Origin of the sequence: Alishewanella sp. SMS8 (assembly GCF_030737935.1) — a bacterium.
GTDB classification, from domain to species: domain Bacteria; phylum Pseudomonadota; class Gammaproteobacteria; order Enterobacterales; family Alteromonadaceae; genus Alishewanella; species Alishewanella maricola.
Genome location: NZ_JAPJEA010000008.1, coordinates 17883 through 31342 on the forward strand (window position 1 = coordinate 17883; position 13460 = coordinate 31342).

The window sequence follows — 13460 nt, forward strand, 5'->3', positions numbered from 1 at the left end:
TTTTCCTGGTTTTGAGTGGATGTAAGGTATCACAGCGTTAATTGGGGTTAGCGCAGACTGTTTAGTCAATAACCCCGGCGTGTTAGTGGTGTTAATCGAAACAACAATTACCTCGCACTGAACGACCGAATGATCCTTTACCTTATGTTTTTATTGTAAATGTCAGGTGACTTAACTCTTGCTCTGCCAACGGCATGCTGTAGTAATAACCCTGTACAACATAGCAAGCATTTTGCTTTAAGAAGTCAACTTGAGCTTCTGACTCGACCCCTTCAGCGACAACGCGTAATTGCATCTTTTGCGCCATCGCAATAATGGCAGAGACAATATCCATATCATTCCGATCTTCTGGAATATCTTTAACAAAAGAGCGGTCGATTTTCAGCTCGTCTACTGGGAATCGCTTCAAATAATTAAGCGATGAATAGCCTGTACCAAAGTCATCAATAGATAAAGAGACTCCGAGACGTTTTAACTGATTTAACTGTTTAATAGCCGCATCAGTGTCGCCCATCAGCATACTTTCGGTAATTTCAAACACTAAATAGCTTGGATCGACACCGGTCCGCTGGATAATTTGTTCAATCATCGTCGGTAAACGATTATCGTTAAATTGGCGCGCCGATAAGTTAATTGACAGACTAACGGCATAGCCACGGCTGTGTTGTCGAGCCAGAAAACGGCATGACTCCAGAATAATCCACTCACCAATTTTAACAATTAAGCCGGTACTTTCCGCCACTGGAATAAAGCGCGCCGGAGGCACTAGGGTATTGTCGGGTCGCAGCCAGCGGATCAAGGCCTCATAACCCACTAGGGTGTCATCTTGAATATCAATTTTGGGTTGGTAATACATCAGGAATTGCTGCTCGCGGATTGCTTCACGTAACTGATTTTCAATCAATAAACGATCGGTCGCTGCTTCATTTAACTCGCGTGAGAAAAACCGGTAAGTATTTTTGCCACGCGCTTTTGCTTCATACATGGCCAAATCAGCATGTTTTATAAGGACTTCTTCTTCCGCGCCGTCATCAGGCGCCACAGTAATACCAATAGAAGCACTAATGGCGACCGTATGTGTTCCTAATTGCACTGGCTGAGTAAAGGCTTGTTGTAAATTGCCGGCAATTTGCCCTGCATGCATTTTGTCTTTTATATCGCTTAAAATAACGGCAAATTCATCGCCGCCGAGCCTGGCGATAGTATCATCTTCACGCAAACGTGATGTTAAACGCTTAGCCACTTCGATCAGTAATTCATCGCCAGCGTCGTGGCCTAAAGTATCATTAATTAATTTAAATTCGTCTAAGTCAAAGTACAACAAAGCAAAGGTGTAATAACCGCGTTGCGACATGGAAATGGCTTTGCGTAATTGGTTTCGGAAATAACTGCGATTGGCCAAGCCAGTGAGTGAGTCGAAGTAAGCCAATTGCTCCATTTGCTTTTGGCTGCGCTTAATAAAAGAAATGTCCTGCATCGCCGCAACATAATGAGATAACTCACCACGCTCGTCTCGGATCGGCGCTAAAGCTAAAGTGACCCAGGCTTGTTCTGTTTTGTCTGTGGCATCTTCTTGCAATAACAACACATCACCGCGCCAGTGTTGCCGCTCTGCCAATGACTGCATCATATCATTGGTCAGTTTTTGCATATCTTCGGCGAACAAACTACTTAAGGGTTTTCCCAAGATATTGGCGCTTTGAACCTTTAACAACGTCGTCAAAAAGGGGTTTACGTATTCAATATCAAGATGCTTATTAGTAATCACAATTCCTGAACTGGAAAAAGCCACCGCTTTACTGAGTTTACGCGCCAGCATTTCGGCTTGTTCTTTTTCGGCAATCCGCGTATCTAAACCCGTCACTAATTGATTAATTTCTTCAAACATTGCTGTGAAGGCGCGGTTTAAAATACCCAGTTCATCGTGTTTGGTATCCAATTGTAAGCCAGGATGCGCCCCACGTCCGACCCGATTTACCGCAGAGGCTAATTTTTTCAGCCGTTTTAACAGCATTTGGTTAATGAAAAAATACAGTAACAGCGTCACGGCAATCGCCACTAAGAAGGTTAAAAACAGCATACGAGGAACAAATAATTTTTGCTGTTGTAATAAAGTTTGTTTTTCTTGATAAAGCGCAAACTGCCAATCTAAACGATTAAAGGCACTTAGCGCCATCAAAAAACGGCTATTACTCAAGTTTTGGTTGGGCGTTTGCAGTAATTCACTTAATACAGGGGCGTTCACTTTAGCCCCCTGATAAGGGCTAAACATCGGCAAATTGCGCATTGAGGACGAAACGCTATCGCTGATGGCTCGCCCCATTCTATCTAGGAGCAAGGCATGGGTATTTGGCTTGTATTCAGGCGATGCGCTGCGATGTTGTGTTAATTCTGAAAGAGGCAGCGTAAAACCCATTACGCCTAGAAACTGTTCTTGCTGATAGACCGGCAGCAACATACTTAGCATCCATTGTTGCCAAATACTGTCAAAATACACCGGGCTCCAGCGCAAACTGCGCTCAGGGTTTTGCTCTGGTGCCGCTAATTGAAATAAGGGGTTATTTAATAAGGAAATATCGACCGAAAGATCTGCTGCCCACCCTGCTGGCGTCACCTGAACATAGTTATCTTTGGCAATAAAAAACACAGCAAAGAAATCATGTTGCAACAAGGGCACAGTATCGTGCCAAACCGCAGTACTGCGCTGTAATAAACTATTTTGCACATCGACCTGGGCGTCCGGCGCAATATACAGGCCAGAAGAGTCATTTTGTTGGCGACGTGAACCATCGGCTAAGGTAGTTAATAAGGCTGTATTAGAACGGGTAACTGGGCGCTCGTTTAATTGCTCACTGATGAGTTGGTGAGCTCGCCGTGCTTTGATTTCTTGTTTTTCGAGGTATTTGTCTAATTGTTGATGATATAAGTCGCTATTGCGCTGCAATAGTGCTCGTTTTTTTAACTGCATGGCCTCATCAGTTTGCTGTTGATAAAGGCCATAAGTAAACATCACGGTAAGACCGGCAATCAGCATAGCCAAAAACACCAGGATTGAAAATTTCAAACCCAGTGAGTTGAATCCTTTGGCATTATTGTGGGTAAGATCCTTCACGAATTCGGCTCACTGCTGTTATAGTGACCTGATAGTATCCCTGTCAGGTATACAATAAAGACTACTTGTACTTTACCATTATTTTACGACAATCGACTAGAAGAGAGTAATAATATGAAAAAAGCCCTAATTTCTTCCCTACTTTGTTTATCTTTCGCGTTACCGGTCGTCGCCGCTACGGCATTTACTGACGGTAAAGATGCGGTGTCATACCGTCAAGCTAACTTTCAGATGATCCGCCATAACATGGGCGACATCCAAGATATGATCCGCGGTAATGTGGCTTTTGACGTTGAGCGCGTGAAGCGTCGTGCTGAGGCGCTAGCCTTATTGTCGCAACTGCCATGGGAAACGTTTACCGTGGCAGGCACTCAAGCCGCGGGCGGTGAAGTAAAACCGGCTATTTGGGATAACTTAGTGGATGTGCAAGAGCGTGGTGAAAAACTGGCCGCAGATGCTGCCGCTTTATTAGTTGCAGCAAAGGCCGGCGAGCAAGCCGCTATTCGCAAAGCGTTTGGCGACTATGCACGTAACTGTAAAGCTTGTCATGATAAATACAAAGCTGATTAATAAACTCAGCTTGTTAAGCTGATTATCTCAAGCCCGCTGGCATGTGGTAACCGCATACCAGCGGGCTTTTTGCCAAATAGTAAACTTTTTCAAAGAAACAAGATCAGAATACGACCTTGCCACAGATAAAAACCGAGCAGCACCAGTAGCACGATAACAAAATAACTCCATGTTGATTTCAACTGCGGGGTGGCATTTGCAGGCACATCGTTTTTACCATTAAACATCGACAATATGACATTGTCGTAACGCCAGCTATGCCAAATAGCAGCAAACACATGCACAAACACCGCGATTAAAATCAGATCGATTACGGTTTTATGCACATCAGAAGCCAGCGACACCCAACTTTCAGGCAAATGTGCAACTAAAGGGCCGTCACTAATATAGCTGTTATCAAAAGTGGCTAGGCCACTCAGAATTTGCAGCGTTAATAAGCCTAACAGCGTAAAAATCATATAAGAACCGGCCGGATTATGACCAAGAACGGGTTTAGGCTCTCGTAAATAACGCCACGCCGCAAGAGGTGAATAGCTAAAATTGCGAAAACGCGCGGTACTACTCCCAAAAAAGCCCCAGTACAGGCGCCCGATTAACAATGCCGCTAAACTGTAAGCTAACAATTGATGCTGTGCCATCAAACCTTCGGTACCGGTATACCAGAGCCCAAGCAGCAGCAACACTTGCGACCAATGAAATACCCTGACGGCGAGATCCCACACTTGCATCTTTCTTAACATTGAACTTTCCTTTTGTTGTGCTAACCTTTTGATCTTATACCAGCAGGACTTAAAAATGAAAATAATCAGCTGGCTGTTGTCGCTAGTCGTTGCCGTAATATTAATTGTATTGGCTGTGGCTTATTATTGGCTTAACGGCAGTTTACCCGATTATAACGGTCGCTATCAGGCCCCCATAGCACATCCGGTTAGTTTAAAGCGCGATCAACTTGGTTACTTAACCATCCACGCCACCGACCGTTCAGATACCGCTTATGCACTGGGCTTTGCGCACGCTCAAGAACGTTTCTTTCAAATGGATTTATCACGGCGCAGTGCAGCCGGTGAATTATCTGCTTTATTCGGGAAGCAAGCACTGAACACCGACATCAGCCATCGCCGCCACCTGTTTCGACAACGCGCCGAACATATCCTGACACAGCTTAAGGCACCAGATCTCGAGTTGTTAGCCGCTTACAGTCGAGGTGTTAACGATGGCTTAAACCGCTTACGCCAACCTCCTTTTGAATATCTGTTATTACAAACGACGCCCGAGCCTTGGTTAGAGCAAGATAGTCTGTTAGTCATTTACAGTATGTACCTAGATTTACAGGGTAAAATGGGGCGTGATGATTATGCGATGACCAAATTAAAAGCCGCGTTACCACAAGACTGGTATCAGTTTTTGCAACAGCATAGCCCACAGTGGCAAGCGGCCATTGATGGTAGCGAACAGCAAGCCATTGCCCTACCTAGCTCACCGTATCCCAGTGTTTTACAACAGCAATTAAGTTGTAATGAATGCACACCGGCTGACGCAGTCGATTTAGGCAGTAATAATTTTGCGGTTGCCGGCCAATTAACCGCGCATGGCGCCGCCATCTTAGCTGATGATATGCATTTATCACTAAGGGTGCCAGGCGTCTGGTTCAAAACGCAATTAAATTGGATTGAAGATCAGCTAGCGCAGCAAGTCACAGGTTTAAGTTTACCCGGTACACCGGCTATTGTGGTCGGTAGTAATGGCAAAATTGCATGGGGTTTTACCAATAGTACAGCCGATTGGCATGATTTAATCAGCCTAACCCTGTCTGATGATAAACAGCAGTATCTTAGCCCCAACGGCTGGCAACCTCTTGAGTACATCACTGAGCGCATTACCATTCGCGACGCGCCAGCGCATTCACTATTAATCAAACAAACCGAATGGGGCCCACTTATCCCCTTTGCGGATGGCCAACCTTATGCTCTGCGTTGGATAGCCCATGATCCGCAAGCGGTGAACCTGAACTTACGTTATTTAGAAAAGGCTGAGTCTGCGGCCGAAGTGTTGCGTTTTGCTAATACTATGGGTATTCCCGCACAAAACGTGTTAGTTGCCGACCAACAAGGTCATATTGGCTGGTCTATATTTGGTCCAATGCGTCAGCGCCATGTGGCCGATTGGGATACCGCTCAGGATTGGAGCAAGGGTGATAACTACTGGGGCGAACAGTTAGAGGCGGCCGCTTATCCGCAACTCCTCAACCCAACGTCAGGTCGGTTGTGGTCTGCGAATGCTCGCACCGTAGGTGGCGAGTTTTATAAGCTGTTAGGAAATGGCGGCTATGATTTAGGCGCAAGGGGTAAACAAATAGCCGATGCGTTAGCTGCGCTGCCCAAAGCGGATGAATTGGCGCTACATCAAATACAGCTGGATACCCAAGCGCATTTATTGCAGCCGTGGCAGGCATTATTACTCGATACCCTTTCACCTGAGCGCAGTGAGCAATATCAATTGACCGAGTTTCGCCAGCTGATCGCGCAGTCTAGCTTAAAAGCAGATGTAAATGATGTCGGTTACACTTTGCTTCGGCAATTTCGTTTAACTACGCTAGAACTGACCTTTGCGCCCCTGTCAGCGTTATTAGAGCAAGTGGGTAGTCGCAGCAGTGATTTAAAATATTCAATGGAAACGCCATTTTGGTTAATGCTTGCGGCAAATCGCGCTGACACCTTACCGGCCAACTATCAAAGCTGGCAGGATTTACTGTTAAGCGCAGCCAAGCAAACCGAGCAAAATATTCAAGCACAATACGGTAGCTTAACCCAAGCCAACTGGGGCACGCGTAATACCAGTAAAATTAAACATCCTTTGTCTGGCGCTATTCCGCTGATTGGCCACTGGCTCAATATGACCGATACGCCGCTATCGGGTGATAGTCATATGCCAAAGGTGCAACATCCGGCATTTGGTCAATCGCAAAGAATGGTGGTTGCACCTGGTTTTGAAGAATTAGGCGTCTTAGTGATCAGCAGCGGTCAATCCGGTCACCCCCTTTCCCCTTTTTATCGTAGCGATCATCCTTATTGGCTTGCTGAAGTTGCTTTGCCCTTTTTACCTGGGCCAGAAAAATATCAACAACAGTTAATACCTAACCCTTGACTTTAGCCATCCAGACGGATTAAGGTGTACAACATGAAGATGATGATTTGCTCGCTCGGTTTTTTTAGCTTTACCCCCTAGCATTGGGAGATAGCTGAGCGTGCACGCACGAAAAGCCCAAAACCTCCCCACTCGGGAGGTTTTTTTTTGCAAGTTGACCCTTAAACATAGGTGTAGCACGAGGCCAAATATGGAATTAAATGAGATCCGCACTGCGATTAGTGAAACTGATCAGCAATTATTGAGCTTGCTGTCTAAACGTCGCAAGTTGGCACTGGCCGTGGCAGAAGCAAAGCTATCCCAAAATAAACCCATTCGCGATCAACAACGCGAGCAAGAATTATTATTGTCGCTGATTGAAAAAGGCAAATCGCTGGAACTCGATGCACACTATGTTACGCGGTTATTTCAAGTTGTCATTGAAGACTCGGTATTACAGCAACAAGCTAAAGTGCAAGGCCAATTAAACGGTGATAATTCCCCAGTAGTGAGAGTGGCGTTTTTAGGCGGGCAAGGCTCTTACAGTTACTGGGCAACCCAAAAATACTTTACCCGTCGCGCCGAGCGTATTATCGAATTAGGCTGCGATAGCTTTAATGAAATTGTCAAAGCGGTAGAAACCGGCCATGCCGACTATGCGGTATTACCGATTGAGAATACCTCGTCAGGTTCTATTAACGAAGTGTATGACATCTTACAACATACCCGTTTATCCATTGTAGGTGAATTAACGCACCCCATTGAACATTGCTTACTCGGTTTACCGGGCACCGATCTCTCGAAAATTCGCCAAGTGTGTTCTCATCCGCAAGTGATTGCGCAGTGTAGTCAGTTTTTACTCGGTTTAACGAACGTGAAAATAGACTACTGTGAAAGCTCTTCCGCCGCGTTTGCCAAAGTAAAAGAGTTACAGGATCCCAGTATTATTGCTATTGGTGGCGAAGAAGGCGGCAAACTCTATGGTTTAGAAGTACTGACACGCCAATTAGCCAATCAAAAAGCCAATATCAGTCGCTTTATCGTGGTCGCCCGTAAATCGGTTAATGTTGCCAAAGCCATCCCAGCAAAAACCACTTTTATTATGTATACCGGGCAGCAACCCGGTGCACTGGTAGAAGCCTTGTTAGTGTTAAAGCAACATGGCATTAGTATGAGTAAATTGGAATCGCGTCCGATAAACGGCAACCCTTGGGAAGAAATGTTTTATGTGGATGTTTCTGCCAATCTGAACGACTACGCCATGACTCGCGCACTAGAAGAGTTAAATAACCTGACAAAATTTATCAAAGTACTGGGGTGCTATCCAAGCGATGATATCACGCCAACGCAACCTGAGAGTTAAATGATACAACAGCCACTTGAGCGAATACCGAGCAGTATAGTGTGTTATTAAACAGCATTAACTGACGGGCATTAGCACAGTGGCTGCCTCTGCTTGTCGTAAACTCCGTTAGAAATCGAAGCTATCGCCTTTCGCCGGAATTTGCGAAGCAATACCGAGCTCGGCTAACTTTTCTTGTAAAACCAATTGCGCCTCAGGCTCACCATGGATTAAGTAAAAATCGGGTTGACCCGTAATGGCTTTAGCCCATGCTAATAACTCGCTTTGCCCTGCATGTGCAGAAAAGCCGCCAATAGTATGTACATTAGCTTTCACCACGATATCTTGCCCAAACATTTTCACACGTTTTTCGCCGTCAACCAGTCGCCGACCTAAAGTACCTCGGGCTTGAAAGCCGATAAAGATAAGGTGATTGGTATTTTTCCAGAGGTTATGTTTTAAGTGGTGCACAATACGACCACCATTACACATACCGCTTCCCGCAATAATAATCGCTCCTTGGCTGATCCGATTAATTGCCATCGAATCTTCAACGGTTTCTGATAATTTCAAAATCGGCAGTAATTGTTGTAGCGTCATGCCCGGTTTGTAACCAATTTTATCTAAATCGGCTTGATCAAGGCGATGCAAGTACTCGTTATAGATCTTGGTAATGCTAATGGCCATTGGGCTGTCTAAAAACACCATACGTTGCTTTAAACGGCCTTGTTTAAAGAGCAAGGCGAGATAATACAAAATCTCTTGCGAGCGCCCTAAAGCAAACGCGGGGATAAATACATTACCATTTTCGTTATAGGCTTGTTCAAGTGCTGCAGCAAGTTCTTCAATGGTATCGGCTAGCGGTTGGTGGTCACGATTTCCATAAGTACTTTCCATTAACACGATATCAGCTTGACCAATATCCGTAGCCGGCGGTAACAGCACCGTAGCAGGGTTGCCAAGATCGCCAGAAAACACCAACTTGCGCATGGCTTGCTTTCCCTTCAACCACAGTTGCACAATGGCAGAGCCTAAAATATGCCCCGCATCAGCAAACTCCAGCTCTACGCCATCGAGCGGGAAACCGCGTTTGCTGTAGGGTAACTCCACAATCAAGTCCACCACACGCTCGACATCCTTTACCGACATCACCGGCGATTGCGGCTTTTTACCCGCACGCACCGCTTTTTTATTTTGCCATTCCAAATCTTTTAAATATAAGTTAACCGAATCTTTCAGTAGCACCGGTAAAATATCAGCCGTGCCCGGTGTACAGTAAATTTTGCCTTGAAACCCTTTAGAGATTAACAAGGGTAATAAACCACTGTGATCGATGTGTGCGTGAGATAACACCACCGCATCAATGTCTTTGGCATTAAAAGGAAAACGAAACTTGTGCCATTCCTTAACCTGATCATGGCCTTGTACCATGCCACATTCGAGTAATAGCTGCTGGTGAGGTAACTTGATCAGATAACAGGAGCCGGTGACTTGTTGAGCAGCACCGATGAAGGTCAAACTGGCATTAACTGGCATGACTGTGTTCCTCTTGTTCTTGTTGGGATGTCGGCCCTTCTGTTGTGGTAAGTAGCGCACTTAACGAGAGCATGGCTTTGGTCAGTTGTTGATTAAAGCGGCGTAATTCCGCAATTCGTAACAGCTGATCGCCACCATTGTCGGTACTCACGTGTTCGGTCAGTACCAATAGATACAATTGTTCTTTAATTTTATGGCGTTGTTTCATTAAATCCCGATAGCAACTGCGCACTTTGGCTGCATCTTCTGGCCAATGCGCCTGTTGTAATTGTTGCCATAACGTTTGCTCCGGCATAAACGCAGTCGCATTGCTGGTTAATTGCTTAGCAAGCTGCGGTAGCAATTGAATCGTCATTTCTAAGCGCATTTGATTTTTAATAAGTTCATTTAACGCTTTAGACTCGGCGGCGGACAATTTACTTTTACCCAATTTTAATAAATAACCGTTCAGCTCGGTTTGTAATTGCTTGATGTTATTTAAGCCCGCGCTGGTTTGAGGTGTATCAGCATGCAACATCAAGGCTTGCTGACTAATCAGTTGGCCAACATGCAGTGTTTCCATAATCAAACTTTTAATCGCAACCGACGGAATACTTAAACTAGACGCATCTAACATGCGTAATTGACCGGGGCTGTGCTGTCGAAAACGGCCATTTAAAAAAAGCACCAAGCGAGTGGTTAAAGGCCACATTAACAGAACACCCAGCACATTAAATAGCGTATGAAACAAGGCCAAGCTGATGGCGGGGTTTGGGTCGTGAAATAACGCCTGCTGCAGTTGCAAAATAAGCCATAACAAAGGGCTGATCAGCAATACCGCAACCACACCGGTTATCACATTAAAAATTACATGCAATAGCGCTAAGCGTTTAGCCTGTGCCGTGGCCGCTAAAGTTGACATGATGGCGGTTGAAGTGGTGCCAAGGTTAGCCCCAATAACAAAAGCCGCCGCTAACGACAACGGAAGAACACCCGCAGAAACTGCGGTAATCACTAAGGCAATCACCGCTATTGACGCTTGCATTAACACACTTAATAACGTGCCTAATGCCACCCCTAACAATATGCCCCATAAGCCCCATTGGCTTAACGCTGAAAATTCAATATCGAGAAAAACAGCATTAAAACCTTCTTTTAAAAAACCCAGCCCTAAAAAGAAAAAACCGAAGCCGACTAACGCCTCACCCACGCCTTGCTTTTTTACTGTCTTCGTAAACAGTTTAAGCATGGCGCCTAGGCCGACCAAGGGTAACGCAAACACTTCTATCTTAAATTGTAGACCAATTAGCGCCACAAACCAGCCCGTTAATGATGTCCCCACATTACTGCCGTAAATGACAAAGGCAGCATTTTGCAAAGATAAAATACCCGCATTAACAAAACCAATGGTGGTAATGGTGATGACCGTTGAGGATTGCACCGCAACCGTAGCCGCCGTGCCAAACACTAAGCCTTGCCAAGGTTTGGTGGTCCAACGTTGTAAAAACTGCATTAATGCTGGCCCAGCTGCCGTTTTTAGACCTTTACTAAGCCAGTCCATCCCTAACAGTAAGATCCCTAGCGCACCAAAGGTTACTAAAATATCTGACCACATAACTGTCCTAATTTTTTTATTTGTTATAACACCACTTTAACTTGTTCGCGCGGTACTATGTGTACTCTTAACAGAAAATAATTTTTCCTCAGGGGTTTTCAGTATGTCGGAAAACAGTACCTTATATAAACGCCATTTTGCCAGCGCTCAAGAATCATTAGATGCGATCACGCAATTACAAGATCATAATTCCTTTAAGCTCGCCTTCGCTGACAATGGTTTTTTAATGCAAGACGAGCTGCGCCATGTTCGTCTGCAGTTAGAATATTTAAAACCACAGATGGTACTCGAGCAGCACGGCATTAATGCCACTATCGTCGTATTTGGCAGTGCCCGTTTTCTGTCACCGAGTGTTGCAGCAAGTCAACTGGCAGAGGTTCAACAACGCTATGCGGGGCAAGAACATACCGCTGAGGCTGTGAGTGCACTGCAGCAAGCGCAACGCGATGTGAGGAACAGTCAGTACTATGCAGCTTCGCAAGCATTTGCTCGCATCGTCACCACACACAATGGCAAGCATCCCGCAACAGGCTTAATGATTATCAGCGGCGGCGGCCCAGGTGTGATGGAAGCCGCCAATCGTGGGGCGATGGATGCCAATGGTAAAAGCATTGGTTTAAATATTGTTTTACCCAAAGAGCAACATCCAAACCCCTATATCACGCCTGAACTGTGTTTCCAGTTTCACTATTTTGCCATCCGCAAAATGCACTTTTTACAGCGGGCGCAGGCTTTAGTGGCCTTTCCGGGGGGCTTTGGCACTTTAGATGAGCTGTTTGAAACCCTGACGCTGATTCAAACTCGTAAAGCCAAACGCGTACCGGTAATTTTATACGATAAAGCGTTTTGGCAGCGTTTAATCAATTTTGACATGCTGGCAGAAGAAGGCTTAATTAGCCCAGAAGATCTCGAGTTAATACAGTTTGTAGATACACCCGAGCAGGCGTGGGAAATTATCTATCATTTTTATGGTCTAGCTAACACAGAAACATAAACCCAGCGCTAACTCGCTGGGTTCATTGGCAATTTACTGCTGTTACCTTTAGCTGCGACCATCCGCGGCTTTTTGTAACAGCTGCTTGCTTTCGTGCAAAAACTGCCCGGCTAAATCACCAAAAAACTGTTGCCCTTTGGCAAATTCGGCCATCAAACCGGCTTTATCATTGGCTTGCAACAAGGCTAATAACTGACCAAAACGCTGCTGATAGCGTGATAATAGGCTAGCAACATCACTAGATGACAGCATAATATCGGCATATAACTCGGCATTTTGTGCAAACAAACGGCCAATCATTGCCAACTCTAACCGATAAATGGGCGAGCTCATGGCCAGCAGCTGCTGCAAATCCGCTTTTTCTTCGGCTAGATGTACGCCATAAACCAAAGATGAGAAGTGACGCATCGCTTGGATCAGTTGCATAGCACTGTCATGCGCAGCGGCCTGTTCCTCGGCAAGTTCTGCACCCCATACCGTTAATTGTTGTAGTAACCATTGATATTGCTGTTCAGCACGGCCGTGACAGACCACCACCACTTGCTTCACTAAATTCGTAATATCCGGGCCGAACATCGGATGTAAACCCACGACAGGCCCGGCATGCTGCGTCAACATCGCTTGCAAGGGCTTGTCTTTAATACTGGTTAAGTCTGCTAGCACACAATCGCTTGGCAAAGTCGGTAATTTTGCAATCAACTGCGCCGTTAAGGTGATGGGCACCGCCATTAACACCAAGGCTGCATCAGCACATAAGCTGGCGGCTTCTGGCCAATCCTGTTGCTCTAACACGACCACTTGATAGCCAGAACGCGCAAATAAACTGACAAAACGCGCACCGAGCGCCCCAGCACCACCGACCACTACAACTTTACCACCGCCTTGGCGACAACAAACAAAGCTGATGTCTTGTGTGGCATAAGATTCGCGCATGATGCGCCGCAGCACATCTTCAACCAGTTCGGGCGAGACCTGCTCGGCAATAGCTTGCTGGCGACGCGCCGTTAACAGTTCATGCTCGCGCTCAGGTACGTATACCGGTAAGGCGAAATGCTGCTTCACCTGCCCGACCTGCGCAGTCACTTTAGCGCGTGCCGCTAATAGCCTGACCAGTTCAGCATCAATAGTATCGATTTGCTCGCGCAACGGTTGCAATGCTTGTTGTGCATGATTAACGGCCGTCATCTGA

At 45.8% G+C, this 13460-nt stretch carries 9 protein-coding genes; 4 read left to right on the plus strand and 5 right to left on the minus strand.

All coding sequences use genetic code 11. From position 1 onward, the window contains the following. Positions 1–142: 142 nt before the first annotated feature. Positions 143–3064, minus strand: coding sequence for an EAL domain-containing protein (locus ORJ01_RS15570; RefSeq protein WP_306178829.1), 2922 nt, complete (start codon positions 3062–3064; stop codon positions 143–145). Between the two features lie 162 nt (positions 3065–3226). On the opposite strand from ORJ01_RS15570, the gene ORJ01_RS15575 reads away from it, so the two are divergent. Further along, positions 3227–3682: a cytochrome c gene (locus ORJ01_RS15575; protein WP_306178830.1), complete on the plus strand. Its 456-nt coding sequence runs from the start codon at positions 3227–3229 to the stop codon at positions 3680–3682. Positions 3683–3771: 89 nt separating this feature from the next. Here the strand turns inward: ORJ01_RS15575 and ORJ01_RS15580 are convergent, their stop codons facing one another. Beyond that, on the minus strand, positions 3772–4422 hold the full coding sequence (locus ORJ01_RS15580; protein WP_306178831.1) for a cytochrome b/b6 domain-containing protein: 651 nt from the start codon (positions 4420–4422) through the stop codon (positions 3772–3774). A gap of 55 nt (positions 4423–4477) precedes the next feature. On the opposite strand from ORJ01_RS15580, the gene ORJ01_RS15585 reads away from it, so the two are divergent. Together ORJ01_RS15585 and ORJ01_RS15590 are read left to right on the plus strand one after the other, a co-directional pair. Further along, complete coding sequence (locus ORJ01_RS15585) at positions 4478–6826, plus strand: penicillin acylase family protein (RefSeq protein ID WP_306178833.1); 2349 nt, start codon at positions 4478–4480, stop codon at positions 6824–6826. A gap of 190 nt (positions 6827–7016) precedes the next feature. After that, a complete protein-coding gene (locus tag ORJ01_RS15590) occupies positions 7017–8168 on the plus strand; it encodes a chorismate mutase (protein ID WP_306178834.1) in 1152 nt (383 codons plus the stop codon). A 108-nt stretch (positions 8169–8276) separates the two neighbouring features. Here ORJ01_RS15590 and ORJ01_RS15595 read toward each other — a convergent pair whose 3' ends face one another. Both ORJ01_RS15595 and ORJ01_RS15600 read right to left on the minus strand, forming a co-directional pair. Beyond that, positions 8277–9683, minus strand: coding sequence for an MBL fold metallo-hydrolase RNA specificity domain-containing protein (locus ORJ01_RS15595; protein WP_306178835.1), 1407 nt, complete (start codon positions 9681–9683; stop codon positions 8277–8279). Next, positions 9673–11277 carry a Na/Pi cotransporter family protein gene (locus ORJ01_RS15600; protein ID WP_306178836.1) on the minus strand — a complete coding sequence of 535 codons (1605 nt, stop codon included), beginning with the start codon at positions 11275–11277 and terminating at the stop codon, positions 9673–9675. Before ORJ01_RS15600 ends, ORJ01_RS15595 begins: the two co-directional genes overlap by 11 nt. A 103-nt stretch (positions 11278–11380) precedes the next feature. On the opposite strand from ORJ01_RS15600, the gene ORJ01_RS15605 reads away from it, so the two are divergent. Next, positions 11381–12271 carry a TIGR00730 family Rossman fold protein gene (locus ORJ01_RS15605; RefSeq protein ID WP_226752022.1) on the plus strand — a complete coding sequence of 297 codons (891 nt, stop codon included), beginning with the start codon at positions 11381–11383 and terminating at the stop codon, positions 12269–12271. A 48-nt stretch (positions 12272–12319) separates the two neighbouring features. Here ORJ01_RS15605 and tyrA read toward each other — a convergent pair whose 3' ends face one another. Further along, positions 12320–13456, minus strand: coding sequence for a bifunctional chorismate mutase/prephenate dehydrogenase (gene tyrA / locus ORJ01_RS15610; protein WP_306178837.1), 1137 nt, complete (start codon positions 13454–13456; stop codon positions 12320–12322). Positions 13457–13460: the final 4 nt, after the last annotated feature.

Bases quoted from the DNA above. Each gene is read 5' to 3' on its own strand.
- ORJ01_RS15575 (WP_306178830.1), top strand. From the start codon at position 3,227: ATGAAAAAAGCCCTAATTTCTTCCCTACTTTGTTTATCTTTCGCGTTA.
- ORJ01_RS15580 (WP_306178831.1), bottom strand. From the start codon at position 4,422: ATGTTAAGAAAGATGCAAGTGTGGGATCTCGCCGTCAGGGTATTTCAT.
- ORJ01_RS15585 (WP_306178833.1), top strand. From the start codon at position 4,478: ATGAAAATAATCAGCTGGCTGTTGTCGCTAGTCGTTGCCGTAATATTA.
- ORJ01_RS15590 (WP_306178834.1), top strand. From the start codon at position 7,017: ATGGAATTAAATGAGATCCGCACTGCGATTAGTGAAACTGATCAGCAA.
- ORJ01_RS15595 (WP_306178835.1), bottom strand. From the start codon at position 9,683: ATGCCAGTTAATGCCAGTTTGACCTTCATCGGTGCTGCTCAACAAGTC.
- ORJ01_RS15600 (WP_306178836.1), bottom strand. From the start codon at position 11,277: ATGTGGTCAGATATTTTAGTAACCTTTGGTGCGCTAGGGATCTTACTG.
- ORJ01_RS15605 (WP_226752022.1), top strand. From the start codon at position 11,381: ATGTCGGAAAACAGTACCTTATATAAACGCCATTTTGCCAGCGCTCAA.
- tyrA (WP_306178837.1), bottom strand. From the start codon at position 13,456: ATGACGGCCGTTAATCATGCACAACAAGCATTGCAACCGTTGCGCGAG.